This window comes from Pantoea sp. CS_6 (assembly GCF_041954745.1).
GTDB lineage: Bacteria > Pseudomonadota > Gammaproteobacteria > Enterobacterales > Enterobacteriaceae > Pantoea > Pantoea stewartii.
On record NZ_JAVAYG010000018.1, the window covers coordinates 15,373 to 39,822 of the forward strand.

General features: G+C 55.1%; 23 protein-coding genes and 1 pseudogene. 9 read left to right on the forward strand and 15 right to left on the reverse strand.

The features are described from left to right. Positions 1-89: 89 nt before the first annotated feature. From RAC90_RS19795 to RAC90_RS19820, 6 genes are all read right to left on the reverse strand, one after another. On the reverse strand, positions 90-1,289 hold the full coding sequence (locus RAC90_RS19795; protein ID WP_039340114.1) for an MFS transporter: 1,200 nt from the start codon (positions 1,287-1,289) through the stop codon (positions 90-92). 456 nt (positions 1,290-1,745) lie between these two features. Then, positions 1,746-2,705, reverse strand: coding sequence for a class 1b ribonucleoside-diphosphate reductase subunit beta (gene nrdF / locus RAC90_RS19800; protein ID WP_282498127.1), 960 nt, complete (start codon positions 2,703-2,705; stop codon positions 1,746-1,748). Positions 2,706-2,715: 10 nt separating this feature from the next. After that, positions 2,716-4,854, reverse strand: a complete 2,139-nt coding sequence (gene nrdE / locus RAC90_RS19805) for a class 1b ribonucleoside-diphosphate reductase subunit alpha (RefSeq protein ID WP_072021703.1) — start codon at positions 4,852-4,854, stop codon at positions 2,716-2,718. Further along, on the reverse strand, positions 4,833-5,237 hold the full coding sequence (gene nrdI, locus RAC90_RS19810) for a class Ib ribonucleoside-diphosphate reductase assembly flavoprotein NrdI (RefSeq protein WP_375124696.1): 405 nt from the start codon (positions 5,235-5,237) through the stop codon (positions 4,833-4,835). Before nrdI ends, nrdE begins: the two co-directional genes overlap by 22 nt. Positions 5,238-5,241: 4 nt before the next feature. Next, positions 5,242-5,484: a redoxin NrdH gene (locus RAC90_RS19815; protein WP_205955602.1), complete on the reverse strand. Its 243-nt coding sequence runs from the start codon at positions 5,482-5,484 to the stop codon at positions 5,242-5,244. Between the two features lie 292 nt (positions 5,485-5,776). Continuing rightward, complete coding sequence (locus RAC90_RS19820; protein WP_375124697.1) at positions 5,777-6,094, reverse strand: DUF883 family protein; 318 nt, start codon at positions 6,092-6,094, stop codon at positions 5,777-5,779. 151 nt (positions 6,095-6,245) lie between these two features. Here RAC90_RS19820 and RAC90_RS19825 point away from each other — a divergent pair, with 151 nt between their 5' ends. The 4 genes from RAC90_RS19825 (at position 6,246) to RAC90_RS19840 (ending at position 9,566) form a co-directional block, all read left to right on the forward strand. Continuing rightward, positions 6,246-6,581, forward strand: coding sequence for a DUF2002 family protein (locus RAC90_RS19825; RefSeq protein ID WP_006120678.1), 336 nt, complete (start codon positions 6,246-6,248; stop codon positions 6,579-6,581). 137 nt (positions 6,582-6,718) lie between these two features. Further along, positions 6,719-8,125, forward strand: coding sequence for an S-methylmethionine permease (gene mmuP, locus RAC90_RS19830; RefSeq protein WP_006120677.1), 1,407 nt, complete (start codon positions 6,719-6,721; stop codon positions 8,123-8,125). Continuing rightward, positions 8,115-9,050, forward strand: coding sequence for a homocysteine S-methyltransferase (gene mmuM, locus RAC90_RS19835; RefSeq protein ID WP_375124698.1), 936 nt, complete (start codon positions 8,115-8,117; stop codon positions 9,048-9,050). Before mmuP ends, mmuM begins: the two co-directional genes overlap by 11 nt. Positions 9,051-9,146: 96 nt before the next feature. Continuing rightward, positions 9,147-9,566 carry a hypothetical protein gene (locus RAC90_RS19840; protein WP_054633262.1) on the forward strand — a complete coding sequence of 140 codons (420 nt, stop codon included), beginning with the start codon at positions 9,147-9,149 and terminating at the stop codon, positions 9,564-9,566. On the opposite strand, the gene speG is transcribed toward RAC90_RS19840, so the two are convergent. The 6 genes from speG to RAC90_RS19870 are packed head-to-tail and all read right to left on the reverse strand — an operon-like array spanning position 9,567 to position 15,100. Continuing rightward, the gene (speG, locus tag RAC90_RS19845) at positions 9,567-10,112 is read right to left on the reverse strand and encodes a spermidine N1-acetyltransferase (RefSeq protein ID WP_006120674.1); all 546 of its coding nucleotides are present in this window, start codon (positions 10,110-10,112) and stop codon (positions 9,567-9,569) included. A 14-nt stretch (positions 10,113-10,126) separates the two neighbouring features. Then, positions 10,127-10,810: an ABC transporter ATP-binding protein gene (locus RAC90_RS19850; protein ID WP_058702298.1), complete on the reverse strand. Its 684-nt coding sequence runs from the start codon at positions 10,808-10,810 to the stop codon at positions 10,127-10,129. Next, complete coding sequence (locus tag RAC90_RS19855; protein ID WP_033739435.1) at positions 10,803-11,630, reverse strand: ABC transporter ATP-binding protein; 828 nt, start codon at positions 11,628-11,630, stop codon at positions 10,803-10,805. Before RAC90_RS19855 ends, RAC90_RS19850 begins: the two co-directional genes overlap by 8 nt. Continuing rightward, positions 11,620-12,477 (reverse strand): ABC transporter permease, encoded by an 858-nt coding sequence (locus RAC90_RS19860; protein ID WP_054633264.1) that lies wholly within the window; start codon positions 12,475-12,477, stop codon positions 11,620-11,622. The genes RAC90_RS19855 and RAC90_RS19860 overlap by 11 nt, the downstream gene beginning before the upstream one ends. Then, positions 12,474-13,526, reverse strand: coding sequence for an ABC transporter permease (locus tag RAC90_RS19865; RefSeq protein WP_039340107.1), 1,053 nt, complete (start codon positions 13,524-13,526; stop codon positions 12,474-12,476). Before RAC90_RS19865 ends, RAC90_RS19860 begins: the two co-directional genes overlap by 4 nt. Continuing rightward, a complete protein-coding gene (locus RAC90_RS19870) occupies positions 13,526-15,100 on the reverse strand; it encodes an ABC transporter substrate-binding protein (protein ID WP_033739429.1) in 1,575 nt (524 codons plus the stop codon). The genes RAC90_RS19865 and RAC90_RS19870 overlap by 1 nt, the downstream gene beginning before the upstream one ends. Before the next feature lie 645 nt (positions 15,101-15,745). Between RAC90_RS19870 and mgtA the strand changes: the two genes are divergently transcribed. The 4 genes from mgtA (at position 15,746) to RAC90_RS19890 (ending at position 20,741) form a co-directional block, all read left to right on the forward strand. Next, entirely contained in the window at positions 15,746-18,448 is a 2,703-nt protein-coding gene (gene mgtA / locus RAC90_RS19875) for a magnesium-translocating P-type ATPase (protein ID WP_058702300.1), read from the forward strand. 474 nt (positions 18,449-18,922) lie between these two features. Continuing rightward, on the forward strand, positions 18,923-19,705 hold the full coding sequence (locus RAC90_RS19880) for a winged helix-turn-helix domain-containing protein (protein ID WP_039340102.1): 783 nt from the start codon (positions 18,923-18,925) through the stop codon (positions 19,703-19,705). After that, positions 19,698-20,162 carry a hypothetical protein gene (locus tag RAC90_RS19885; protein ID WP_054687206.1) on the forward strand — a complete coding sequence of 155 codons (465 nt, stop codon included), beginning with the start codon at positions 19,698-19,700 and terminating at the stop codon, positions 20,160-20,162. The genes RAC90_RS19880 and RAC90_RS19885 overlap by 8 nt, the downstream gene beginning before the upstream one ends. A gap of 324 nt (positions 20,163-20,486) precedes the next feature. Continuing rightward, positions 20,487-20,741 carry a FaeA/PapI family transcriptional regulator gene (locus tag RAC90_RS19890; protein ID WP_006120482.1) on the forward strand — a complete coding sequence of 85 codons (255 nt, stop codon included), beginning with the start codon at positions 20,487-20,489 and terminating at the stop codon, positions 20,739-20,741. Positions 20,742-20,914: 173 nt separating this feature from the next. Here the strand turns inward: RAC90_RS19890 and RAC90_RS19895 are convergent, their stop codons facing one another. The 3 genes from RAC90_RS19895 to RAC90_RS19905 are packed head-to-tail and all read right to left on the reverse strand — an operon-like array spanning position 20,915 to position 23,708. Next, on the reverse strand, positions 20,915-21,676 hold the full coding sequence (locus RAC90_RS19895) for an ABC transporter ATP-binding protein (RefSeq protein WP_185200587.1): 762 nt from the start codon (positions 21,674-21,676) through the stop codon (positions 20,915-20,917). After that, positions 21,676-22,710: an iron ABC transporter permease gene (locus RAC90_RS19900; RefSeq protein ID WP_033739425.1), complete on the reverse strand. Its 1,035-nt coding sequence runs from the start codon at positions 22,708-22,710 to the stop codon at positions 21,676-21,678. Before RAC90_RS19900 ends, RAC90_RS19895 begins: the two co-directional genes overlap by 1 nt. Then, positions 22,710-23,708: an ABC transporter substrate-binding protein gene (locus tag RAC90_RS19905; RefSeq protein WP_006120487.1), complete on the reverse strand. Its 999-nt coding sequence runs from the start codon at positions 23,706-23,708 to the stop codon at positions 22,710-22,712. The genes RAC90_RS19900 and RAC90_RS19905 overlap by 1 nt, the downstream gene beginning before the upstream one ends. 473 nt (positions 23,709-24,181) lie before the next feature. Here RAC90_RS19905 and RAC90_RS19910 point away from each other — a divergent pair. Beyond that, positions 24,182-24,450, forward strand: a pseudogene (locus RAC90_RS19910) (glycosyl transferase); the annotation flags it as partial.

The window sequence follows — 24,450 nt, forward strand, 5'->3', positions numbered from 1 at the left end:
GTACGACATCAAATGATTTCGAAAGAAAAAATAACCGACGTGAATAACTTTGGGGCCAACCATAGCAAACTCACACTCGGCTGAACAGGCTAAATCACACTATTCTGGCTATTCGGTTGCTCTAAGCGGTGATTCCTCCACCAGACAAGTAAATTCAGTAACGTCAGTGTTGCACCGGCTGCGCAAACCCCATGCCAGCCGCCCAGATGATAGGCATTGGCAGACAGCAGCGAACCCAGCGCACCGCCGATAAAGTAGCTGGTCATATAGCCGGCATTCAGGCGGTTACGGGCATCAGGCTGACGCGCGTAAATCACGCTCTGATTGGTGATATGCACGCCCTGTACCGCCAGATCCAGCAGCAAAATGCCGATAATCAGAGCCGCAAGATGCTGTGTGCCCCAGGCGGTCACGCTCCATGACAGCAGCATAATCAGCAAGCCCATGCTGGTGGTCAGTTTCGCTTTACCTTTGTCCGCCAGCGCCCCGGCTTTTCTGGCCGCCAGTGCGCCAGCGGCACCCACCAGCCCCAGTAAGCCGATCTCCCCTTCCGAATAACCGTAGGGCGCGGAAGAGAGCAGAAAGGCCATTGAGGTCCACAGGATGCTGAAATTGGCAAACGTCAGGCAACCGGTAAAGGCCCGGGTGCGCAGAACAGCGTCGGCCGCATACAGCCTGAAAATGGAAACCAGCAGCTGCGGATAATTTAACGAGACCGAGGGGGTAATACGCGGCAGCGCGCGCCACAGCGCCAGCGCCATCAACAGCATTAAGACGCTGGCGACCCAGTAGACGGTTTGCCAGCCGCCCAACTGAGCCAGGCCGCCCGCCACGGTGCGCGCCAGCAGAATACCCAACAGCAAGCCACTCATGACGGTGCCGGTCACTTTGCCCCGTGTTTCCGGGCGGGCCAGGGTGGCCGCCAGCGGTACCAGAATTTGCGCCGCGACAGAAAAGAGCCCGGTAAGTACCGTTCCCAGTAACAACACAGGAAAAGAGGAGGAAAGGGCAATGATCACCATACCAAGCGCCGCCAGCACCATCATGGCAACAATCAGTCCACGCCGTTCCAGCATATCGCCAAGTGGGACCAGCAACAGCAGACCGCAGGCATAGCCGAGTTGCGCGCTGGTCACGATAAACCCGGCGAATGCGACGGATAAGTGAAAGTGAAGGGCGATAGTATGCAGCAGAGGCTGAATATAATAATTACTGGCGACGCACAGTCCCGTGGCAACGGACATCAGTCCCACCAGCGCGGAAGATAAACCAGGGTGAGACGTTGTCATAGGTCGTCAGTAGCAAAGATGAATAATAATGTGGCGTTAATAATAACCTAAAAAATAATTTGATAGCTATGTTTATGTGATAGTCGGGTAACAGTAAAGATCGACAGCCGTTTACGTCGGGTTTGTTGGTCGCGATTTCTCGGGTCGTGGCAGGCACAGACTTATCCCTCTGTCAGATTGGATCCGGGTACGGCGCCCCGTTTTGGCGTCGGAATAAACGGGTTTCTCAACGCCATGCCAAAGGCAGCGCGATGCTGAGAGCGGTCAGTGCGTGAGCAGTGATCTCAGTCTGGTTAACCCTGGCAACGGCGGCCAAATCGTTACCGTCATTTATTGTGGCGCGATCGGCACCCATTCCGCGGACGGAGAGGGAAGGTTCAGCGCGCTGTGAAAATGCCGCGCGCCTGTCCCTTCGCTAAGGGGAAACGTGCCGTTGACAGCACGGCACACAACGTCTTAAAAATTCCAGTCTTCGTCTTCGGTTTCGACCGCTTTCCCCATCACGTAAGACGATCCTGAGCCCGAGAAGAAATCATGGTTCTCATCCGCATTGGGTGACAGTGCCGCCAGAATGGCCGGATTGACCTGCGTGAGCTCCGCCGGGAACAGAGCCTCGTAGCCCAGATTCATCAACGCCTTATTGGCGTTGTAATGCAGGAAGGTTTTCACCTCGTCTGCCCAGCCTGTTTCGCCGTACAGCGCTTCTGTATAGGCCACTTCATTTTCATACAGCGCCAGCAGCAGATCGATGGCGAACTGCTGTAAGGCTTCGCGGCGGCCCTCATCGACCTGCTCAAGCGCTTTCTGGTATTTATAGCCGATATAGTAGCCGTGTACCGCCTCATCGCGGATGATTAAACGAATCAGATCCGCCGTATTGGTCAGCTTGCCGCGGCTGGACCAGTACATCGGCAGCCAGAAGCCCGAATAAAACAGAAACGACTCCAGAAAGACGCTGGCGATTTTTTTCTTTAACGGATCGTCAGCGCGGTAATGGGTCAGGATAATCCCGGCTTTATTTTGCAGGGCCTGGTTCTCTTCACTCCACTGGTACGCCGCATCCACATCGCTGGTATTGCATAAGGTCGAAAAAATCGAGCTGTAGGATCGGGCATGCACCGCCTCCATAAAGCTGATATTCGACAGCACCGCCTCCTCATGCGGCGTCAGCGCGTCAGGCATTAACCCCGGTGCGCCCAGCACATTCTGAATGGTGTCCAGCAGCGTCAGGCCGGTAAAGACGCGAATGGTGAGCTGCTGTTGTGACTTGTCCAGCGTCTGCCAGGCCTGCAAATCATTGGACAGCGGGATTTTTTCCGGCAACCAGAAGTTGCTGGTCAGACGGTTCCAGACCTCAAGATCTTTCTCATCCTGAATCCGGTTCCAGTTAATCGCGTGAATATGTCGAAGTTGCATAACAGGTTTCTCACAGTGCACAGGAGACGCAGCCCTGCACTTCGGTGCCTTGCAGGGCCATCTGGCGCAGTCGAATGTAATAGAGCGTTTTGATGCCTTTCTTCCAGGCGTAAATCTGCGCTTTATTGATGTCGCGCGTAGTCACGTCGTCCCGGAAGAACAGGGTCAGTGACAGGCCCTGATCCACATGTCGGGTTGCCTCAGCGTAGGTATCAATAATGGCCTCCGGCCCAATCTGGTAGGCATCTTCATAGAACGCCAGATTGTCATTGGTCATGAAGGGGGCGGGATAGTATACGCGACCGGTTTTACCCTCTTTGCGGATCTCAATACGCGACACAATCGGATGAATACTGGAGGTGGCGTGATTGATGTAGGAGATCGACCCCGTGGGCGGGATAGCCTGCAGATTCTGATTGTATAAACCCGAGGTCATCACCGCTTCACGCAGCGCCAGCCAGTCTTCACGGCCGGGCAGCGTAATGCCCGCTTTGGCAAACAGGGCGGCAATACGGGCGGTGCGCGGCTGCCAGTCAGCGTTCAGATACTTGTCAAAGTAAGCGCCGGTGGCATAGGTCGAGGACTCAAAACCCTCGAAGGTTTGCTGGCGTGCTTTTGCCAGCTGATTCGAGGCGCGCAGCGCATAGTAGGTCACACAGTAAAAATAGAGATTAGTGAAATCCAGTGCTTCCGGAGAACCATAGACGATGCCTTCCCGCGCCAGATAGCCATGCAGGTTCATCTGGCCCAGGCCGATCGCATGGGAACGCCGGTTACCTTCTGCAACGGAAGGCACGGACGCAATATCACTCATCTCTGATACCGCCGTCAGGGCGCGGATTGCCGTATCCACCGTCTGTGCGAGATTGCCCGAGTCCATCGCATGCGCGATATTCAGGGAACCCAGATTACAGGAAATGTCTTTTCCCACGCGGCGGTAGCTCAGGTCTTCATTAAACTCGCTGGCGCTGTTCACCTGCAAAATCTCTGAACAGAGGTTGCTCATATTAATGCGACCGGCAACAGGGTTATCGCGGTTGACGCTGTCCTCATACATGATGTAGGGATAACCCGATTCAAACTGAATTTCCGCCAGCGTCTGGAAGAAATCGCGCGGCTGAATATAGGTTTTACGAATGCGGTCATCCGCCAGCATCTCGTGATATTTCTCACTGACGCTGATATCACCAAACGCCTGACCGTAGATCCGCTCCACATCGTAGGGCGAGAACAGCGCCATCGGCTGATTCTCTTTGGCAAGCTGGAAGGTGATGTCCGGGATCACCACGCCCAGCGACAGGGTTTTAATGCGGATTTTCTCGTCGGCGTTTTCGCGCTTGGTATCCAGAAAACGTAAAATGTCAGGATGGTGAGCACTGAGCCAGACTGCGCCCGCTCCCTGACGTGCGCCCAACTGGTTAGCATAGGAGAACGCATCTTCCAGCATTTTCATGACCGGAATGACGCCGGAAGACTGGTTTTCAATGCGCTTAATCGGCGCACCGGCCTCCCGCAGGTTCGACAACAGGAACGCCACGCCGCCGCCGCGTTTGGACAGCTGCAGGGCGGAATTCACCGCCCGGCCAATCGATTCCATATTGTCTTCAATACGCAACAGGAAGCAGGAAACCAGCTCGCCGCGCTGTTGCTTGCCGCAGTTAAGGAACGTCGGCGTGGCAGGCTGAAAACGGCCACTGAGGATTTCCGCCAGTACTGCGCGTGCCAGGCTTTCGTCGCCCCGTGCCAGCGTCAGTGCCACCATACAGGCACGCTGCGCAAAGGTTTCCAGGTAACGCTTGCCGTCAAATGTCTTCAGCGTGTAGCTGGTGTAGTACTTCCACGCGCCTAAAAAGGTTTTGAACTCAAAACCCCATGCGTCGGCTTCATCGTGCAGGGCACACAGGAAGTCAAAATCGTACTGATTCAGCACGTCCGCTTCATAGTAGCCTTCTGCAACCAGATAGCGCAGGCGCTCGGCTACGCTGGCAAAGTGCAGCGTATTGGGTTGCACGTGCTGAATAAGGAACTGTCGCGCCGCCTGCTGATCCTTTTCAAACTGAATACGGCCATCGGCGTCGTACAGATTCAGCATGGCGTTCAGCGCATGGTAGTCCAGCGCAACGTTGTTCAGAGTGTCTGTGGTTGCCAAAATTGGGTTACTCCCGCTTTTACATTGGCGATATCGTCCGGCGTTCCCATCAGTTCAAACCGATACAGGTAGGGAACCTGGCATTTCTTAGCAATGATGTCGCCCGCCAGGCAGTAGCCTTCACCGAAGTTACGGTTACCGGCCGCGATCACGCCGCGCAGACCGCGACGATTGGCTTCATCATTAAGAAACTGAATCACCTGTCTGGGCACGGCGCCGCGATGACTGCCACCGCCATAGCTCGGCACCACCAGAATATAAGGCTGGTGAATATGCAGCGGTTGCTTGCTCTCAATCGGTATGCGGTGCGCGGGCAGGCCCAGACGGGTAATAAACCGATGGGTGTTTTCCGACTGGCTGGAAAAATAGACCAGTGGGAACATGTGACTACCCGCCGATGGCCGTGGTTTGGGTTAAACGGGCTATCTTGTCAGGACGAAAGCCACTCCAGTGATCGTCATGGGTCATCACCACGGGCACCTGGCGATAGCCCAGCGCTTTCAGGCTGTCGATTGCGTCCGGCTGGGTATCCAGATTGATCAGTTGGTAATCGATGCCGTGGCGATCCAGTGCATTCTTCGTGGCATTACACTGGACACAGTGGTTTTTAGTGTAAATAATAATGCGCATGATTCGTATTCCTCTTTCATTGCGGTCCTGCTGCGAATAACGATGTGTATATCCCTGAATCAGGCTTCGTTCGTGCAAACATCTTGTGGGCTGACAATGAAATGAATACTAGATGTAGTATTTGCGGCGGTCAATAGCACCATATGTAGGGTTAATCGCGATTATCGCGGCAAGTCAGGCCTGGCGCGCTCTGCCACCCGAAAAATAAATTTGTAAAGCTGATTGATTAAAAAACAGGCATAAAAAAGCCCCGCTCAGTGAGCGAGGCGGATGATAACGGGGTGGAACAGCGTTAGCGGCGTGAAACCAGTAGTGCGCCTAACACAATGCCGATGGTCGCGCCGATACCGACACCGTACCAGGGTTTGTCATGGACATACGCGTCAACCTGATAGCCGGCATCGCGGGCCACCTGCGTGACACGGTTACCGCCGCCGTTCAGTTTTGCCCGGGTTTGCTTAAGCAGGGCTTCAGCCTGACTGCGCGCAGAATTGACTTCGTCTTTGGCCTCGCTGCCGTAAGACTTCAGCAGGGCTTCAAGTGAATCTGCCAACTCATTAACATCCTGATTGATATCAATGTCATCGTTTTTTTGCGTTCGATTAAACATTTTTGGCTCCCTTGTCATTAACACGTAATACTCAGTGTAGACCACGTTTTGCTTAACGAGGCGCGGGATGACCCTTTAGGGAAAATTCCGAATGCCCGTACAGCCACGCTGATGTAAGGTTGCGTGGCTTTTGAAGAGGAGAGGATCAAGCATGTATTTACGACCAGATGAGGTAGCGCGCGTCCTGGAAAAAGTGGGCTTTGAAGTCGATGAAATTACCCCCCGTGCGTACGGCTATCGTCGTGGCGACAACTATGTTTACGTCAATCGCGAAGCGCGCATGGGGCGCACGGCGCTGGTCATCCACCCGACGTTAAAAGAAAAAAGTCAGCCTTTCGCCGAACCGGCCTCAGAAATGAAAACCTGTGATCACTACACACAGTTCCCTCTCTACCTGGCCGGTGATACGCAGGAACACTACGGTATTCCGCACGGTTTCAGTTCGCGAATGGCGCTGGAACGCTACCTGCAAAGCGTGTTTGGCTAACGCATTCCGCCCCGTTATCACGGGGCACCGATCCCGGCCTTTCTGGCACCTTACCGCTTCGCCCGTTGCATTTCGGCGCGACGACGCGTATAAATCTGCTGCATATAGATGTTTAGACGTCCATACGGATGAGGTTTATGAGCGAGCAGAATACGTCTTCGCAGGGTCAGTTCAAGCGAACCATGAAAGTACGCCACCTGGTGATGTTATCGCTGGGCGGCGTGATCGGTACGGGCCTGTTTTTTAACACCGGCTACATCATTTCCACGACAGGGGCCGCCGGTACGCTGCTGGCTTATCTGATTGGCGCGCTGGTGGTCTGGCTGGTCATGGCCTGCCTGGGTGAGTTGTCCGTGGCGATGCCCGAAACCGGCGCATTCCACGTCTATGCGGCCCGCTATCTGAGTCCGGCAACCGGCTATACCGTGGCCTGGCTCTACTGGCTGACCTGGACCGTCGCGCTGGGGTCCAGCCTGACGGCGGCAGGGTTCTGTATGCAGTACTGGTTTCCGCATGTGCCGGTCTGGATCTGGTGCCTGGTTTTCTGTATTGCCATCTATCTGCTGAACGTGATTTCTACCCGCTTCTTTGCGGAAGGGGAATTCTGGTTTTCCATCATCAAGGTCATCACCATTGTCGCCTTTATCGTCCTGGGCGGCGCAGCCATGTTCGGGTTTATTCCCATGAAGGACGGTACGCCAGCACCCGGACTGAGCAATCTTACCGCGCACGGCTGGTTGCCTAACGGTGTGTTGCCGATCATCATGACCATGGTGGCGGTGAACTTTGCCTTTTCCGGCACTGAGTTAATCGGTATTGCCGCCGGTGAAACCGAAAACCCGCAAAAAGTCGTGCCGCTGGCTATTCGTACCACCGTTGCTCGTCTCATCCTGTTCTTTGTCGGCACCGTCTTCGTGCTGGCGGCGCTGATCCCGATGGATCAGGCCGGTATCGTCAAAAGCCCGTTTGTGCTGGTGTTTGAGAAAATCGGTATTCCATGGGCGGCGGATATCATCAACTTTGTTATTCTCACGGCCATCCTGTCAGCGGCGAACTCGGGCCTGTATGCTTCGGGCCGGATGCTGTGGTCGCTGGCCAATGAAAACACCTTGCCGCGCGCCTTCGCCCGGGTAAATAAACGTGGCGTACCGCTGCTGGCTATCACCGTCAGCATGATTGGCGGGCTGCTGGCGCTGTTTTCCAGTGTGGTCGCGCCGGACACCGTATTTGTGGCGCTGTCTGCTATCTCTGGCTTTGCCGTCGTGGCGGTGTGGCTCAGCATCTGTGCATCGCACTATGTTTTCCGTCGCCGGCATGTGCAGCAGGGCAAAGCGCCAGCTGACCTGATTTACCGCGCGCCGCTCTATCCGTTTACGCCGATTCTGGGCTTTTTACTCTGCCTGCTGGCCTGTGCCGGGCTGGCGTTTGATCCCTCACAGCGCATTGCCCTGTGGTGCGGAATTCCGTTTGTGCTGTTTTGCTATGGCGCTTACCATGTGACCCACAAAAAATCACAGGCTAAGGAGGCCAGAGATGTCGCGTAATCCTGTATCACACGCACTGCAGCAGTCTGCTCCGTTGATTCTGGATGGGGCGCTGGCGACTGAGCTGGAAACCCGGGGCTGCGATCTGACGGATGCGTTGTGGTCCGCGAAAGTGCTGATGGAAAATCCTGAGCTGATTTACCAGGTGCACTATGACTATTTTGCTGCTGGCGCGCGCTGCGCAATTACCGCCAGCTATCAGGCGACGCCACAAGGCTTTGCGGCACGCGGTTTGAACGAACAGCAGTCGCTGGCGCTGATCGCACAAAGCGTCGAACTGGCTCAACGTGCCCGCGCAGATTACCTGGCGACGCAGACAGACGACAGGATATTGCTGGTAGCAGGCTCGGTGGGCCCTTATGGCGCGTTTCTGGCGGACGGGTCGGAATATCGCGGCGACTATACGTTGCCCGAAGCCGAGATGATGGCGTTTCATCGCCCCCGGATAGCTGCCTTGCTGGCAGCGGGCGTGGATGTGCTGGCCTGTGAAACCCTGCCTTCGTTTGCCGAAGCGCAGACGCTGGTCAACCTGCTGCGCGAATTCCCTGACAGCTGTGCCTGGTTCTCCTTTACGCTACGTGATGCGGAACACCTCAGCGATGGCACGTCGCTGCGTGACGTTGCGGCCTACCTGAATGCGCAGCCGCAGGTTATTGCCGTGGGGATCAACTGCATCGCGCTGGACAGTGTCACACCCGCTCTGCAGCAGCTTCAGCGCCTGACAGAGAAGCCCCTGGTGGTGTATCCCAATTCGGGTGAGCAGTACGATGCCAACAGCAAAAGCTGGCACTCCGCGCCCTCAGGTTGCACGCTGCATGACAAATTTGCCGAATGGCAGCAGGCCGGCGCCCGACTGATTGGCGGCTGCTGCCGCACCTCGCCCCGTGACATCGCGGCGATTGCCCGCCATTGTCAACCGCAATAAAGCAGCAGAATCGGGCGATGATAGCCCGATTGAGAAGGATGAAAAGGTGGGAAGGGCGGTTTACACTGTGCTTCCTGACTTTTATCGGATCCTGCCATGAAACAGCACATTCTGGCTCTCGCTGCCGCGATGCTACTGAGCGGTTGCGCCACCATTGTTGGCAACGAAAACCAATCGGTTCTGATCGATTCGCAGCCGCCCGGCGCGCGTTTTACCGTACAGGATGAAACTGGTCGTCCTGTTGCGGAAGGCTATACGCCAAAAACCGTCATCCTGGAAAAATCCACCCATCGCTATTTTGGTAAAAAGCACTATTTGCTGATGCTGGAAAGTCCGGGCTACGTGCCCGTCACGGTGCCGATCGAAGCCCGTGCCAACCTGTGGTACCTGCTGGGGAATATTCCACTGCTGGGCTTCCCCGGCTGGCTGCTGGTCGATCCGTTCTACGGGGGCATGTATAACCTGGAGCCCGAGCATCCAAAGCCTTACATGAACCCGGTCGGCGCACGCGGCTGATTACTGGGCGGTAGGTTTTACCATACCGCCCGGTGCTTTATGGCGTTCCAGATACTGATGCTGGAAAATGCACATACGAATGGTGTTGCGGTATTCGCCATTGATAAAGAATTCGTGTTTAAGCACGCCTTCAATCTCAAAGCCCAGTTTGCTGTAGATGTGGATGGCTTTCTCATTTTCCTGATCGACGATCAGGTAGAGCTTATACAGATTCAGCACGGAAAAACCGTAATCCATCGCCAGCTTCGCCGCCTGGGTGGCCAGACCTTTGCCCTGATGCGCCGGATCAATGATGATCTGAAATTCAGCGCGGCGGTGAACATGGTTAATCTCCACTAACTCCACCAGCCCCGCTTTTTGCCCCTCATGCTCAACCACGAAGCGCCGTTCGGTCTGATCGTGAATGTGCTTATCGTACAGATCGGACAATTCCACGAAGGCTTCATACGGCTCTTCGAACCAGTAGCGCATGACGCTGGCGTTGTTATCCAGCTGATGCACAAAGTGAAGATCTTCTCGTTCCAGTGGGCGAAGTCGGATGCTCATGGTTTTTCCTTGCATCAGGCTGAGGCGGCAATCTGCTCAACGATCCGTCCCTGCGCCATCCGGACGGCACGGTCACACATGTGATCAATCACATCGGGATCATGGCTGACCAGCACCATCGTCAGACCATCCTGACGCTTAAGATCGTTAAGCAGATTGAGAATCTCAGCCTGGATTGACATATCCAGTGCCGATGTTGGCTCATCCAGCAGCAGTATTTTGGGCTGAAGCAACAGGGCGCGCACGATAGCCACACGCTGGCGCTGACCGCCGGACAACTGATGAGGATAGCGATCGGCCAGCGACGGATCCAGCCCCACATGGCGAAATCCCTCATGAATACGATCGTCGATGTTGTCCCGTTTCAGCAGGTTGAGCGGCTCGGACAGCGTACGGCGCAGGCGATGGCGGGGATGCAGGGAGGCATAGGGATCCTGAAACACCATCTGCACCTCCTGACGCAGCGCGCCGGTAAAGCTTTTGCCCGGCAGGACTTTGTGCCCTGCCAGTTCCATATTCCCCTGCCAGTGCGGGTTCAGTCCGGCCATCACCCACAGCAGCGATGACTTGCCGCAGCCAGACGGGCCGACCAGACCAAAACACTCGCCCGCGTTAACCTGCAGGTTAACGTCGTGTACGACGGTACGCAGATCGTAACCCTGTTTGTGTGACACGCTCAGGTGTTGCAGATTAATCATGGTGGGCCTCCAGCGCTGCGCGGTCCAGCACCGGTAGCGGTTGTCCGTGCGTGGCTTTACTGGGGCGGCAGGACCACAGCGTGCGAGTGTAGGGATGGGTTGCGCGCGGCAAATCCGCCGCAGGCAGCGTATCCAGCACGCGACCTTTGTACATTACCATCACGCGCTCGCAGTGCTCTGAGACCTGTTGCAGATCATGGCTAATTAGCAGCAGGCCCATGTTGCGGGACTCCACCAGCTCACGAATCAGCGACAGCACCTGATCGCGCATGGCGTGATCCAGTGCGGATGTCGGCTCGTCGGCAATCAAAAAGGCCGGATCGGTAATCAGGGCGATGGCCAGCATCACGCGTTGTCCCATCCCGCCGGACAGCTGATGCGGATAAACCTGCATCAACTGGCGCGGATTAGGCAGGCCGACGGCATCCAGCATGTCGCACACCTTTTCTTTGCGCGCTGCGCGGCTCAGGCGACGGTGCAGAATCAGCGGCTCTTCCACCTGCCAGCCGATCGTCCGTGACGGATTCAGCGCATATTTGGGGTCCTGCATGACCATGGCCACGCGCTCGCCCCGCAGCTTACTCCAGCCGCGCTCGTTCAGGGCCAGGGCATTTTCACCCGCGACCTGAAGCTGGCTGGCCTGCAGATGCAGGGCAGGGGACAGTAAGCCCATTAACGTCCGGGCGGTCAGCGATTTACCCGAACCGGATTCACCAACCAGCGCCACCCGCTCCCGCCCGATGGAGAAACTGATATTGTCGACCAGCGTCGCCGCCTCGCTGCGGATGCTGAGTGACTCCACAAGAATGTTATTTTGCATGTCGGGTATCCAGTCGGTCACGCAGGCCATCGCCTGTCAGGTTAAACGCCAGGCTGGCAAAGAGAATGGCCGCGCCGGGAGCCGCCGCCACCCACCACTGGTCAAAGATCACCTTACTGCCTTCCGCAACCATTGAACCCCACTCGGCGGTAGGCGGTTGCACGCCCATGCCCAGAAAGCCCAGTCCGGCAGCGGCCAGGATAATCCCGCCCAAGCTCAGCGCCGCGCGCACCACGGCGGTGGGCAGGCACAGCGGCAGAATATGGCCGAACATCAGGCGAAAGCCGGTAATGCCTTGCATACGGGCGGCGGCCAGATAGTCACTGCGCCGCAGCGCCAGGGTTTCGGCGCGCGCCTGACGGGCAAACGGCGGCCAACTGGTCAGCGCCAGCGCCAGCGCACCGTTCATCAGGCCCGGTCCCATAATGGAAACCAGCGCCAGGGCAATCACCAGGTTTGGCAGTGAAAGAAAAATATCGGTGATGCGCATCAAGACGCGCTCGGTCCAGCCGCCCGTATAGCCGGCGGTGATGCCCACCAGCAGGCCCACCGGGATAGTGAGGATCAGAATCAGTGATACCAGCAGCAGCGTCGGACGTGCGCCATAGATCACCCGTGAGAGCAGGTCGCGGCCAAAGCCATCGGTGCCAAACCAGTGTGCAGCCGAAGGCGGCAGCAGGCGGCTGGAGATGGTTTGCAGATTGGGATCGTAAGGCGCGATGAGCGGTGCCAGCACTGCCATCAGAATGACAATCGCCACCAGCGTTAACCCGATGGTTAACGAGGTGATGCGTCGGCGGCTGCGTCGTGGTCGCACCGTTTCAAGTTCAGTAAGTTGTTGCGTCATCGTGTTCTCGGATCGGTTAACCAGGTGAGGGCGTCCGCCAGCGCATTGATCAGAATAAAACAGCTTCCAATCAACAGAGTGGCCCCCAGAATGGCTGGCACATCGCCAGAGAAGAGCGCATTGGTCATATAGCGCCCTACGCCAGGCCAGGCAAACACGGTTTCTGTCAGCACCGAGCCTTCCAGCAGCGTGGCGTAGGACAGCGCAATCACGGTAATGAGCGTACCCAGCACGTTCGGGAAGATATGGCGCAGCAGAATCCGCACCCGGCCCGCGCCTTTTGCCCGCGCCAGCACCACATACTCTTTACTGCTCTCTTCCAGCAGCGCCGCGCGCAGCAAACGGGTAATGCCCGCCATCGCCAGCAGGCCCAAAATCACCACCGGCAACCAGAGATGGGCCACCGCGTTCCAGAAAATTTCCCGGTCGCCCGACAGCCAGCTGTCAATCAGCACAAAGCCGGTTTTCGGCTCCAGCGTATAGGCCCAGATATCATCCAGCCGTCCCGGTCCGGCAGACCAGTGCAGCACCGCATAAAACAGCAATAAGCCCAGCAGGCCCAGCCAGAAGACCGGCACGGAGTAACCCAACAGGGAGATAAAGCGCGCCACGTTATCGATCACGCTGCCGGGTTTCCAGGCGGCCAGCAACGCCAGTGAAACGCCAAAGATCACGGCAAAAATCATTGCGCAGGTGGCCAGCTCAATGGTGGCCGGAAACGTCTGCAACAGGTCGCTGCTGACGGGCTGATTCGTCAGACGGGAAACGCCGAGATCGCCGCGCATCAGATGCGCAATGTAGTGCCAGAACTGCATCAGTACCGGCTGATCCAGCCCGAGATCGTGACGAACCTGCGCATAGGTCGCTTCACTGGCATGATCGCCCGCGATTTGCTGTACCGGATCGATCGGCGAGAGATGCGACAGCATAAAGGTAAACGCCAGCAATCCTGACAGGGTGATTACCAGTGACAGTAAGCCTGATGAAAGGCGGCCAGCGCGCCGCCAAAAATGCCGGGCGGACCCGGCAGAAGAGGCAGAGTGTGCCATTACTTAGTAACCTGCGAATAGTAAACCATGTCCGGGTTAATGCCCTGAACGTAGCCTTTAAGGTTATCGCGCAGGGCGATAAGGTTTTTCGCCTGCAGTCCAATAACATAAGGCGAGCTTTTCAGCACTTCACGTTGCATCGCCTGGTAAAGTTCAACGCGTTTTTTCGGATCGCTTTCCGCGGTTGCAGCCAGCACCTGCTTATTCAGCTCTGGAATATGCCAGTCAGAACGGTAAGCAATCGTCTTGCTGCCATCTTCCGGGTTGTAGGCGAACGACGAGGCGTTGGTATTCGGATCAAAGTAGTCTGCGCCCCAGGCGTTGATCGTGCCTTCGTAGTTATGCGCTTTGACGCGGGTAGAAACTTCAGAGCTCAGTCCCGGCAACACTTCCACTTTTACGCCGCCTTTAGCAAAGCTGCCCTGCAGGGCCTGGGCAATATCCAGATACGGGGGCTGATTGCTGGTGGACAGGGTAAAGCTGACATTCGTCAGGCCGGCTTTTTTCAGGATCGCTTTCGCTTTTTCCGGATCGTAACTGTACGGGTTGTCGTTTAAGGCACCCAGAAAACCTTTCGGCAGAAACGTCTGGTGCACATCGAACTGCCCTTTCAGCAGCTGTCCGGCAATGCCTTTATAGTCGAACAGGTAGCGTGCCGCTTCCCAGAAGGCCGGGTTTTTTAACGCCGGATTGTTTTTGTTGCCAATGTTGAACTGGATGTAATACAGCGAGGCCATCGGAATCGCGTCGGTTTTCACACCGCTTTTGCCCTGCAGCGAGGCAATCTGGTCTGCCCCCAGGTTACGGGCGATGTCAGCGTCGCCTTGCTCAAGCAGCAACCGGCGGGCCGCCGGTTCCGGCACATTTTTGATCAGAATATTTTTAATCTTCGGCGCGCCGGCCGGTGACGTCGGGTTGGCGGTCAGGATCACGGCCTGATGCATCACCACTTTACGAATCTGGTAAGGGCCGCTACCGGCAGAGTTGGTGGCCAGCCAGCCGTTACCGAAATCGCCTTTTTCGGCGTGCGCGCTGACAGTTTTTTCATCGACGATGGAGGAAACCGGTGCGGACAGCAGGCTAAGAACGTAAGCCGGGCTGACGTTCGCCGTCCAGCTAATCTGCACATGGTTGTCATCAACCTTTTTCAGGAAGCCATCCACATTATCTTTGTTCCAGCCGAGCTGGGTCAGAATAAAGGAAGGATCCAGATTCAGTTTCACCACGCGCCCCAGCGAGAAGATCACATCTTCCGGGCGCAGGGGATTGCCGCTGGCGAATTTGGCGTCTTTACGCAATGCAAACGTCAGGCTGCGGTTATCGCTACCTGGCTGCCAGGATGTCGCCAGGGTCGGTTTTAAATCTGTGGGGTTTTGTGGATCCGACTGCACCAGGCGCTGATAAATGTTGGTAAACGCTTGCACGCTGGTCAGTTCAAACCCTTTCGCCGGATCAAAGCTGTCTGCATCGTCTGTTGACTGTACGACGACCAGGGTATCTTTTGGTGTGGCGGCGTTAACGCTGAATGCGGTGGCCAGTGACAAGGCCAGTAATGATGGAATTATTTTTTTCATGGAAAATCCTTGCCTGAGAAAGTAACGCGAGTGTACGAAAGGGCTCATGCAAAGAATAGTCGATTATGGGCTAATGATATGCAAAAAAGTTATAACAAATGCAACGCGGTTATAAGGCTGGTCAGGCGGGCATGCTGAAGTCACAACGGTTAATAAACGAAACCGGGATTGAACCGTTATTTTTCTTTACCCGAACGGGGCTGAGATTATACTAAGCGAAAATAGTCGCAGGAGTCATACTTTGGACAGTCACCCTAAATACGTTATTACTCCGGCAAGCTAACTGCATTTCGCTGCTTGCCACCTGGCGGGCAGCAATCTTCTCTGTACGATCCGATTGCTCTCCCTGAAATACACGCTGTAGTCACTGCGAGAGCGCATTATGTTTATGTATATTCAGGCACTTTTCCCTCCGCCTCGACAGGCGTAGCCGCGGGCTGCGCACCCTTTCTCATACAGTCATTTTTTGTGCGTTTATTTCGCCAGGTCCGGTATTGCGCGGTGTTTTTATTTTTCTGCGCGGCGGACGTGCGCGCTTATTTATTAAAAACTGACTGAACCTCTTTACCGGAAATAACCGGACATACAGGCATGCTTTATTTCGCATGCAGGATATCTGTTGCTTTAAATCAGGGAGATGTCGACATGAGCGACATGAAACTCGAACACGCCGCGATGATTCACAACCGCCAGCGTGCACTTAAAAAAACCAAAACGCCCTTTGCCATTGAACGCGAAGCACGCAATCGCACCGATGTCACGCTGAGCAACCTCCACAGCAGCTATGAGGGCCTGACGCACACGGAAGCCCGGGCGCGATTGGGTGATTATGGCCGCAATGAAGTGGTGCATGAAAAAGCGCCTTCCGCGTTTGTCCAGCTGATCCTGGCCTTTAACAATCCGTTCATCTATGTGCTGATGGTGCTGGCACTGGTCAGCTGGGTAACCGATTACTGGCTACCGCTGCGGGCCGGTCAGGACACCGATCTGTCTGGCGTGATCATCATACTTACCATGGTAACGCTCAGTGGACTGCTGCGTTTCTGGCAGGAGTTCCGTACCAACCGCGCCGCGCAGGCTTTAAAGTCGCTGGTTCGCACGCAGGTTACCGTACTGCGTCGTGAAGAAGGCAGCACGACTGGCCGCCGTCACGATATTGATATGCGTGAACTGGTGCCCGGCGATGTGATTTTATTGAGTGCGGGCGATCTGGTGCCGGCCGACGTGCGCTTGCTGGCCTCGCGCGATCTGTTTATCAGCCAGGCGATCCTGACCGGTGAATCGCTGCCCGTTGAGAAAAACGATCTCAGCGCAGGTGAAGAGATCGCAGAGCAGCCCGGTCGCAGCGTACTGGAGCTCAGAAACAGCTGTCTGATGGGGACCAATGTCGCCAGCGGCACGGCTCGCGCACTGGTTGTCGCTACCGGCAGTGAAACCTGGTTTGGTTCGCTGGCGGCCTCGCTCTCGGGTCGTCGTCCGCAGACCGCGTTTGACCGTGGCGTAAACAGCGTGTCCAGACTGCTGATCCGCTTCATGCTGGTGATGGTGCCGGTTGTCTTACTGATCAACGGCTTTACTAAAGGCGACTGGATGGACGCCACCTTGTTCGCGTTGGCGGTTGCCGTCGGTCTGACCCCCGAAATGCTGCCGATGATCGTCAGTGCCAATCTGGCCAAAGGCGCGATTGCGATGTCACGGCGCAAAGTCATCGTTAAACGGCTGAACGCGATACAAAACCTCGGTGCAATGGATGTGCTGTGTACCGATAAAACCGGCACGCTGACGCAGGACAACATTTTTTTGTCGGCGCATCTGAACGGGGAAGGCGTAGAGGATGCGCGCGTATTGCTGCTGGCCTGGCTCAACAGCAGCAGCCAGAGCGGGGCAAAAAATTTGATGGACCGCGCGGTACTGAAATTTGGAGAGCAAACCCTGTCTGCGGCCCAGTGCAGCCAGTTTCAGAAGGTGGATGAGCTGCCTTTTGACTTCGTCCGCCGTCGTGTCTCTGTGGTGGTGGAAGATCTGCAAACGCACCGTCCACTGTTAATCTGCAAAGGGGCGGTCGAGGAAATGCTGGCTGCTGCGACCACACTACGTCAGGGCGAGTCGGTCATTCCGCTGTGCGAACAGAAACGCGTCGAACTGTTGAACCTGACGCAGCATTATAATCAGCAAGGCTTTCGCGTCCTCCTGGTGGCAACCCGTGAGCACGGCATAGCGCTGCCACTCAGCAGCAATGATGAGTGCGAGCTGACCATTGAAGGGATGCTGACCTTTCTGGATCCGCCTAAGGAGAGCGCGGGCAAAGCGATTCAGGCGCTGAAAGACAGTGGCGTGAAGGTCAAAGTGCTGACAGGCGACAATCCGCTGGTGACGTTGCGCGTCTGTCAGGAAGTGGGGCTGGCTTCTGAAGCCATGCTGACCGGCAATGAGATTGATGACATGAGCGACGCGGTGCTGCGCACGGAAGTGGAGCGCTGCATGATTTTCACCCGGCTGACGCCGCAGCAAAAGTCACGCGTGCTTAAACTGCTGCAGCAGAATGGTCATACCGTCGGTTTCCTCGGCGATGGCATCAACGATGCGCCTGCGCTGCGCGAGGCCGATGTGGGGATCTCTGTCGATACGGCGACGGACATTGCCAAAGAGTCGTCGGACATTATCTTGCTGGAAAAAGATTTGGCTGTGCTGGGCGAGGGTGTCCTCAAAGGGCGCGAAACCTTCGGCAATATCATCAAGTATCTGAACATGACGGCCAGCTCGAATTTCGGCAACGTGTTCTCCGTACTGATTGCCAGCGCATTTATTCCTTTTCTGCCCATGCTGTCTATCCAGTTGCTGATTCAGAACCTGATGTATGACATCTCTCAACTGGCTCTGCCCTGGGACAAGATGGATCGCGAGTTTTTACGTAAACCGCGTAAGTGGGATGCCGGTAACATCAAGCGCTTTATGCTGTGGATGGGGCCAACATCGTCTATTTTCGATGTCACGACCTTTGCGCTGATGTGGTACGTCTTCGGGGCAAATCATGAAAGCGCCCAGTCGCTTTTCCAGTCTGGCTGGTTTGTGGAAGGGTTATTGTCTCAAACGCTGGTGGTGCATATGTTGCGGACGCAGAAAATTCCCTTTATTCAAAGCTGCGCCCGGCTGCCGGTGCTGCTGACCACGATGGGTATCTGTGCGGCGGGTATCCTGCTGCCGTTCTCTTCGCTGGGTACGTTGGTGGGATTAGTTCCGCTGCCCTGGCACTATTTCCCCTGGCTGGTGCTCACCCTGTTTAGCTACTGTCTGGTGGCGCAGGGAATGAAGATGGCGTACATCAAACGCTTTGGCCGCTGGTATTAAATGCTTCAGCCGTAAAAACATCGCCGGTCAATGCCACAAGGTGAGGGTGGCATTGACCGGTTTTCCCTCTGTGCGCATCTGCACGGCCCGTCTTCGTGAACTTGTGCTACATCATTGCAAAAAACGTGATGTCGATAACGTAGACGAACCTTTCTGCCATTCCCGCTCTTGCCGTGGCGTTCTCTGATACAATTACAGCGAAATTATTTAACCTGACCTGACAATATCCGGGTTGGAGGGATCTGCCGTCATCATGCGTGTTAGCTCAGCGAACGGACACGTATCTGAACGCCGCCCGTTTCCTCGGCCGGTAATGCACACTGCCCGCCACGTCAGAAGATTTTGCTCAGTGGCCATGCATACCACACCCGGCCGGCGCTGATGATGCGCGGACTTTTTTGCCCGATGATTGAGGATCGTTATCCCGCATGCGTTGTTGTTTACTGCCTTGCCTGTGTGTTGCCGGAGCCTGAAATGCAGCAGACAGAATATGTAATTGAAGGTCTGGTTCGGTTTTCACCCGCTCAGGGACGACTGTGCCTGGTCGAGTCCAGTGAAACCAGCGTGCCCTTATCGCCTGCCTGCAATCATTTACTGGAAATGTTTCTGAAAAGCCCCGGCGTGGTGCTGGCCCGGGAACATATTCTTGATAATTTCTGGCAGGAAACGGGCGCAACGCCTTCGTTCAACAGCCTGAATGCCTATGTATCGTCTATTCGACGCGGTTTTGCCTCGCTGGGCATCAGCCAGGACGTTATCACCACCGTTTATAAAGTGGGCTTTGTTTTCAATCCCACGCTGGCGATTCAAACGACGCACCTTGAGCCGGAACTGGCGGCTCCCACTGCGGATCCGGTCTCTCCGACGGCGGCTCTGCCGCGACGCGACCGTCGTTATTACGCTGCAGGTATTGCGGTGCTCCTGCTGGCAGGCATGACTGTGCTGGTGCTGTCTTCCCTCCGGCCTGAAAAATCGATCGCGCCTGTCAGCGTGGCAGACGTCAACGGCTGCGAGGTACTCTATCTGCCGGTGCATCCGGGGGAATCGGCTTTCCCGCCGGAACCCGTGTGGCGCAAAATCATCGCCAGCAGCGGCATGCCCTGTCAGAAGGGCGGCAAATATCTGTTTTACGCGGACAGAAACGTGACGGCCGGCCACTGGGGCAATGTCTACGTCGCTTACTGCCGCCACGTAACGGGCGGCCAGGCCTACTGCTCAAACTATTCTGAACTCGGATGGCGGGCAGAGAATGAATAAGAAGAACGTCGTGTCGCTCAGTCTGGTTTTGCTTTGTGCCATCCTGCTTATTGCGGGGGGCCTGTACTCTGTAAAATCGCAACGCGCCATGTTCGAATTTACCTGCGCAGCGAATTTTCAACAGCGCGATCTCACCCGGAATTATCATCTGGATGCCAGCTTTGTGCTGACGCTGCGTCATTCCGGAGAAGGCATGGTGTCCGTTGATGGAACGGTCTATCAAGCGGGAAATACGTATATCTTAAGACGTAATGTCGAATTTCAGTATTCACCCTATATCCAGTCACTTTATAAGCTCGACCACTATAGTGTGAGTCGCGGTCTGCGCGACAACGTACCGGAAAATATATTAAACAGCCACTTTGCCTATCTCTATATTTCGAAAATAAAAGGAATGGAGGATGCGATATTGGTAGGCAGTCGGGTATTACCTCTTATCGTTTGTCATACCCGCTAATGGCGTTGTCCGCAGGCGCGGGTAGCGCCGTTTCGCACGTCCTGCCCTGCGGAATGTACGCGGGTTTACGCCTCTTTCTGGTGGCTACCCTGCACAGCGAGCGTCTCTTGTGTGGAATTTAATTTTATATAAATTTATAAAAACAGTTTTTCCTTTCTAAAATTAACCATTCTAAGGTTTTTGTAGCTATTTTAGCCCCGTAATTGTTAAATCCTCATATCGGCAGCATGCCCGGGTTCGTTACAGCCTGGCGCTGTAACGAAATAACAGACATAGCCGGAAAATTTAATTTTTGAGGTGTTAACACTTTACGGGGAAACGGCCATGAAAGAGCTTGCTTATAAAATTCAATGTGACGCGAAATGGAATCAGCTTCAGGACACTGAGAAAAAACCACAGATGAAAGACGTCATTATGTGTCTTATTAAAAAACAGTCGGAAGGCATATTAACCCGGGATGTCGCCGATGAGTGCGATATGTCTATTTACGCTGCAAGAAACTGGCTGTTAAAACTGGAAAACAGTGGACTGCTAAAAAGAGAGGCCGGAACCAAATCCTGTAAATGGTTTATTCTTTAGTGTTTCCCGTGCGTGATCCCGATGACCTGACGCTCACCGGCAACCGTGCGTGACTGCACAGGTGGGATGTGCCGCAGGGAAAGAAGCCCGTCATAACGCGGCAACGGACGCGCCCCCGCGCGCGTCAGACTGATGGCCAGTAACCGGCCGTCCTGACGGCGCGCCGCGGGGATTCACACATAGAAATGAATATGTTTTTTACCATGTACCGGGGACGTCTCGATCTGTGTTTTGACCCTGAACACGTCCCACAGCAGTGACTCCGTGAGAATCTCATCCGGCGTGCCCTGCGCCACCACGCCCCCGTGCAGCATAACGATAAGACGATCGCAAAACAGCGCGGCATGGTTCAGATCGTGAATTGCCACAATGCTGGTGACCGGTAGCTCGCTGATCAGCTTCATCAGCTGAATCTGGTGGTGAATATCCAGATGGTTGGTGGGCTCATCAAGCAGTATTTCATTCGGTGACTGGGCAAGGGCCCGGGCGATATGCACACGTTGCCGTTCTCCGCCAGACAGGCTCTGCCAGCCCTGATCGCAACGTGAGGCCATATCCACACGTTTCAGTGCGGCATCGACGATGTCGTCGTCCTGATGGGTCCAACTGGAAAACGGCGAGTGATGCGGAATGCGGCCCAGTTTGACGATATCGCGCACGCGCATATTGGCACTGGTTAACGCATGTTGTTCAACGAAGGCGACACGGCGGGCAAGCTGTTTGCGGGCAATGGACGACAGATCCTTGCCATCCAACAGCACTTTGCCCTTTTGTTGCTTACGCAGGCCAGCCAGAAGACGAAGCAGGGAGGATTTGCCTGAGCCATTTGGCCCCAGTAATCCCACCGTTTCGCCCGGCGATACCGCCAGGGAAACGTCATTAACGATGATTTTTTTCCCCACCTGCCAGGTAAGGTGTTCGGCGCTAATGCTCATTATTGATTCCTGGAGCGATAAATAATAACGGCAAAGAATGGCACACCCACCAGCGCGGTAACCACGCCCACCGGCAGGCTTTGGGGGGCAATCAGCATACGAGAGGCAATGTCCGCCAGCACCATCAAAATCGCACCCGCGATAGCACAGGCCACCAGCAGGCGGCTGTGCAGAGGACCGAAAAAGAAGCGCATCACATGCGGCACCACCAGCCCGACAAAGCCAATCGAGCCGGCCATGCTGACAATCGTGGCGGTCATCAGGGCGGTTGCCGTGAACAGCACCAGACGAACCACGCCAACCGGAATACCTAACGAAGCCGCGGCATCGTCGCCAAAGGTGAAGGCATCCAGCGCGCGCGCATAATAAAGACAGACCGCTAAACCGACCAGCACGACCACGACCACCAACTGAAACTCCGGCCAGCGTACGCCGCTAAAGCTGCCCAGCAGCCAGAACATGACGTCGCGCGCCTGCTGCGCATTTGCCGAGGTACTAATGGTGTAAGCGGTTATCGCATTAAAGAGTTGCGATGCCGCAACGCCCGCCAGAATCGTGCGCTCCGTACCGCCACGTGCGCCATTGGTCAGCAGGGCAACAAACGCAAAGGCCGCAAAGGCACCGGTAAAGGCACCCAGCGAAAGGGAGATAGCACCCGCGCCGACGCCCGAGACCACAATCAACACCGCCCCGGTTGATGCGCCAGCCGAAACCCCTAACACGTAGGGTTCGGCCAGGGCATTCTTCAGCAGGCTCTGTAACACCGCCCCGCAGATCGCCAGACCTGCCCCACTGAATGCGGCAACCAGCGCCCGGCTTAAACGGAAATCCCAGATCACGCTTTCATGGATACGGTTAACGGGCACCGCCGTCATTCCCAGTTTATTGGTGACGGTATAAAAGACGGATTTTAGCGGTATTGATAACTCGCCTACGCTGACGCCCAGTGCAATCACCACAACCAGCACGACGAGGGCGAGGATCGCAATGGCGATAAACCCCACTCGTCGTGCCTGAACAACCCCTTCACTCATTAATTCAGGCCCATCTTACGTAACTGCTCTGCAACCTGTTCTGCACCATAAATCGTACGAATCGTCGGGTTCATTGCCTGACCGTCCATCACGACAATATGGCCTTTCTTCACGGCATCGAGCTGGCTCACGGCCGGATCGCTTTTCAGGAACTTAATCTTTTCTTCGGCGCTATCCAGCTTCCAGCGGTTACGATCAAGGCTGGTGACCACGATGACATCCGGATTGGCGGCAATGATACTTTCCCAACTGACAGTGGGCCACTCGGTTTCGGTGGTAATGGCATTATGGCCGCCCAGCAGATCGGCGATAAAGCCGGAGGCACCATTTTTACCGCCCACGTAGGCATCCGCGGTGGGGGAGGAGCTGGAGAACCAAAACACGAAAGACAGGTCTTTCTTGCCTTTAGGAAAGGCTTTTCTCAGGGCGCTTTCACGCTTTTTAAAGTCGTTGATCACCTGCTGTCCGCGATCTTCAACGTTAAAGATTTTGGCAAAATCGGCGATTTCTTCGTAAACATAGGCCATATTCCACAGCGTCGAACGGCTGCCATAAATATCGCCGGTATTCTGCTTCGTGGCACACATGCCTGGTGACAGGTAGGTGTTTATGCCAACGGACTCAAAGTCTTCGCGTTTGGCAACTTTACTGCTCGGCCCCATCAGTAGCTGAATCTGGGCAGCCACAAAATCGGGGTTTTTCGCCAGGATGGATTCCAGCGTAGGGATTTCCACCGTCAGTACCGGCACTTTCGCATTCTTTTCAGCAAGCTCAGGTAACACTTTGGTCGGCCAGAATGCGCTCGCCACCATTTTATCCTGCAGCCCCAGCAGCAGCATGATTTCCGCCGTATTTTGCCCAAGTGCTACGACGCGCGCTGGCGCTTTAGTAAAGGTTTCCTTCTGACCACAGTTTTCGATGGTCAGCGGATAGGTGGTGGCCCAGGCGGAACTCGTCGTGAGGAAAATAAAACTTAACAGGCTAAGCATTTTTTTCATTGGTGTTTTCCATCATTAAATGAGACGGCATGCCGTAACGATTCTGGCGCGGCGAATTTTATCAGACAAAAAATGTAAATAGAAATCATTATTATATGAGTTGATATTTAACAAAAACGCATAAAATTTACTTCAGTTATTAGCCGGGAAAGAAATATCAGCGCAGCAATAAAGATAAATCACGCCGAGTCAAAACAGCGTGATAAGCCCTTGCTGAGGCGGCACTGACGCCGCTCTTGCATAAGAACGGGTTAATCGTTTTCCACGTGATAAAAAGATCACGAATCATTGAGCGGCATCGATATCAGAGAATAAACCCAAAAACCGCTTTGCACTTTGACCGAACGCACGATTAAAACGGGCCTGGGTGAGAGAGCAGAGTGAAACAGATAGCCTCCATTTGCGCTCCACAGTTCAGACAAACTCAGGCAACCTGGGGTGCTTATCATCCTGCCACCATTGTGGAGGATGTCATGAATACCCTTACGTTTATTGCTAAATACTGTGAATACGGCCTCAAGGTTACAAGGTGTTTTATTATTAATGATGCACGTTTTCATACGCAGCGATTGCGTACTTTACTGGGCAGAGAGCCTGACCTGATTCATCCGGTCACCCTGAATGAAAAAATGTGTCATCGGCTGATTTATGACAGGAATCCGCATTATACGCAGTTGGCGGATAAATTAGCGGTGCGCGATTACGTGGCCAGCCGGACCGATGATGTGATGATTGTGCCACT

Bases quoted from the DNA above. Each gene is read 5' to 3' on its own strand.
- RAC90_RS19795 (WP_039340114.1), bottom strand. From the start codon at position 1,289: ATGACAACGTCTCACCCTGGTTTATCTTCCGCGCTGGTGGGACTGATG.
- nrdF (WP_282498127.1), bottom strand. From the start codon at position 2,705: ATGCAACTTCGACATATTCACGCGATTAACTGGAACCGGATTCAGGAT.
- nrdI (WP_375124696.1), bottom strand. From the start codon at position 5,237: ATGTTCCCACTGGTCTATTTTTCCAGCCAGTCGGAAAACACCCATCGG.
- RAC90_RS19815 (WP_205955602.1), bottom strand. From the start codon at position 5,484: ATGCGCATTATTATTTACACTAAAAACCACTGTGTCCAGTGTAATGCC.
- RAC90_RS19820 (WP_375124697.1), bottom strand. From the start codon at position 6,094: ATGTTTAATCGAACGCAAAAAAACGATGACATTGATATCAATCAGGAT.
- RAC90_RS19825 (WP_006120678.1), top strand. From the start codon at position 6,246: ATGTATTTACGACCAGATGAGGTAGCGCGCGTCCTGGAAAAAGTGGGC.
- mmuP (WP_006120677.1), top strand. From the start codon at position 6,719: ATGAGCGAGCAGAATACGTCTTCGCAGGGTCAGTTCAAGCGAACCATG.
- mmuM (WP_375124698.1), top strand. From the start codon at position 8,115: ATGTCGCGTAATCCTGTATCACACGCACTGCAGCAGTCTGCTCCGTTG.
- RAC90_RS19840 (WP_054633262.1), top strand. From the start codon at position 9,147: ATGAAACAGCACATTCTGGCTCTCGCTGCCGCGATGCTACTGAGCGGT.
- speG (WP_006120674.1), bottom strand. From the start codon at position 10,112: ATGAGCATCCGACTTCGCCCACTGGAACGAGAAGATCTTCACTTTGTG.
- RAC90_RS19850 (WP_058702298.1), bottom strand. From the start codon at position 10,810: ATGATTAATCTGCAACACCTGAGCGTGTCACACAAACAGGGTTACGAT.
- RAC90_RS19855 (WP_033739435.1), bottom strand. From the start codon at position 11,630: ATGCAAAATAACATTCTTGTGGAGTCACTCAGCATCCGCAGCGAGGCG.
- RAC90_RS19860 (WP_054633264.1), bottom strand. From the start codon at position 12,477: ATGACGCAACAACTTACTGAACTTGAAACGGTGCGACCACGACGCAGC.
- RAC90_RS19865 (WP_039340107.1), bottom strand. From the start codon at position 13,526: ATGGCACACTCTGCCTCTTCTGCCGGGTCCGCCCGGCATTTTTGGCGG.
- RAC90_RS19870 (WP_033739429.1), bottom strand. From the start codon at position 15,100: ATGAAAAAAATAATTCCATCATTACTGGCCTTGTCACTGGCCACCGCA.
- mgtA (WP_058702300.1), top strand. From the start codon at position 15,746: ATGAGCGACATGAAACTCGAACACGCCGCGATGATTCACAACCGCCAG.
- RAC90_RS19880 (WP_039340102.1), top strand. From the start codon at position 18,923: ATGCAGCAGACAGAATATGTAATTGAAGGTCTGGTTCGGTTTTCACCC.
- RAC90_RS19885 (WP_054687206.1), top strand. From the start codon at position 19,698: ATGAATAAGAAGAACGTCGTGTCGCTCAGTCTGGTTTTGCTTTGTGCC.
- RAC90_RS19890 (WP_006120482.1), top strand. From the start codon at position 20,487: ATGAAAGAGCTTGCTTATAAAATTCAATGTGACGCGAAATGGAATCAG.
- RAC90_RS19895 (WP_185200587.1), bottom strand. From the start codon at position 21,676: ATGAGCATTAGCGCCGAACACCTTACCTGGCAGGTGGGGAAAAAAATC.
- RAC90_RS19900 (WP_033739425.1), bottom strand. From the start codon at position 22,710: ATGAGTGAAGGGGTTGTTCAGGCACGACGAGTGGGGTTTATCGCCATT.
- RAC90_RS19905 (WP_006120487.1), bottom strand. From the start codon at position 23,708: ATGAAAAAAATGCTTAGCCTGTTAAGTTTTATTTTCCTCACGACGAGT.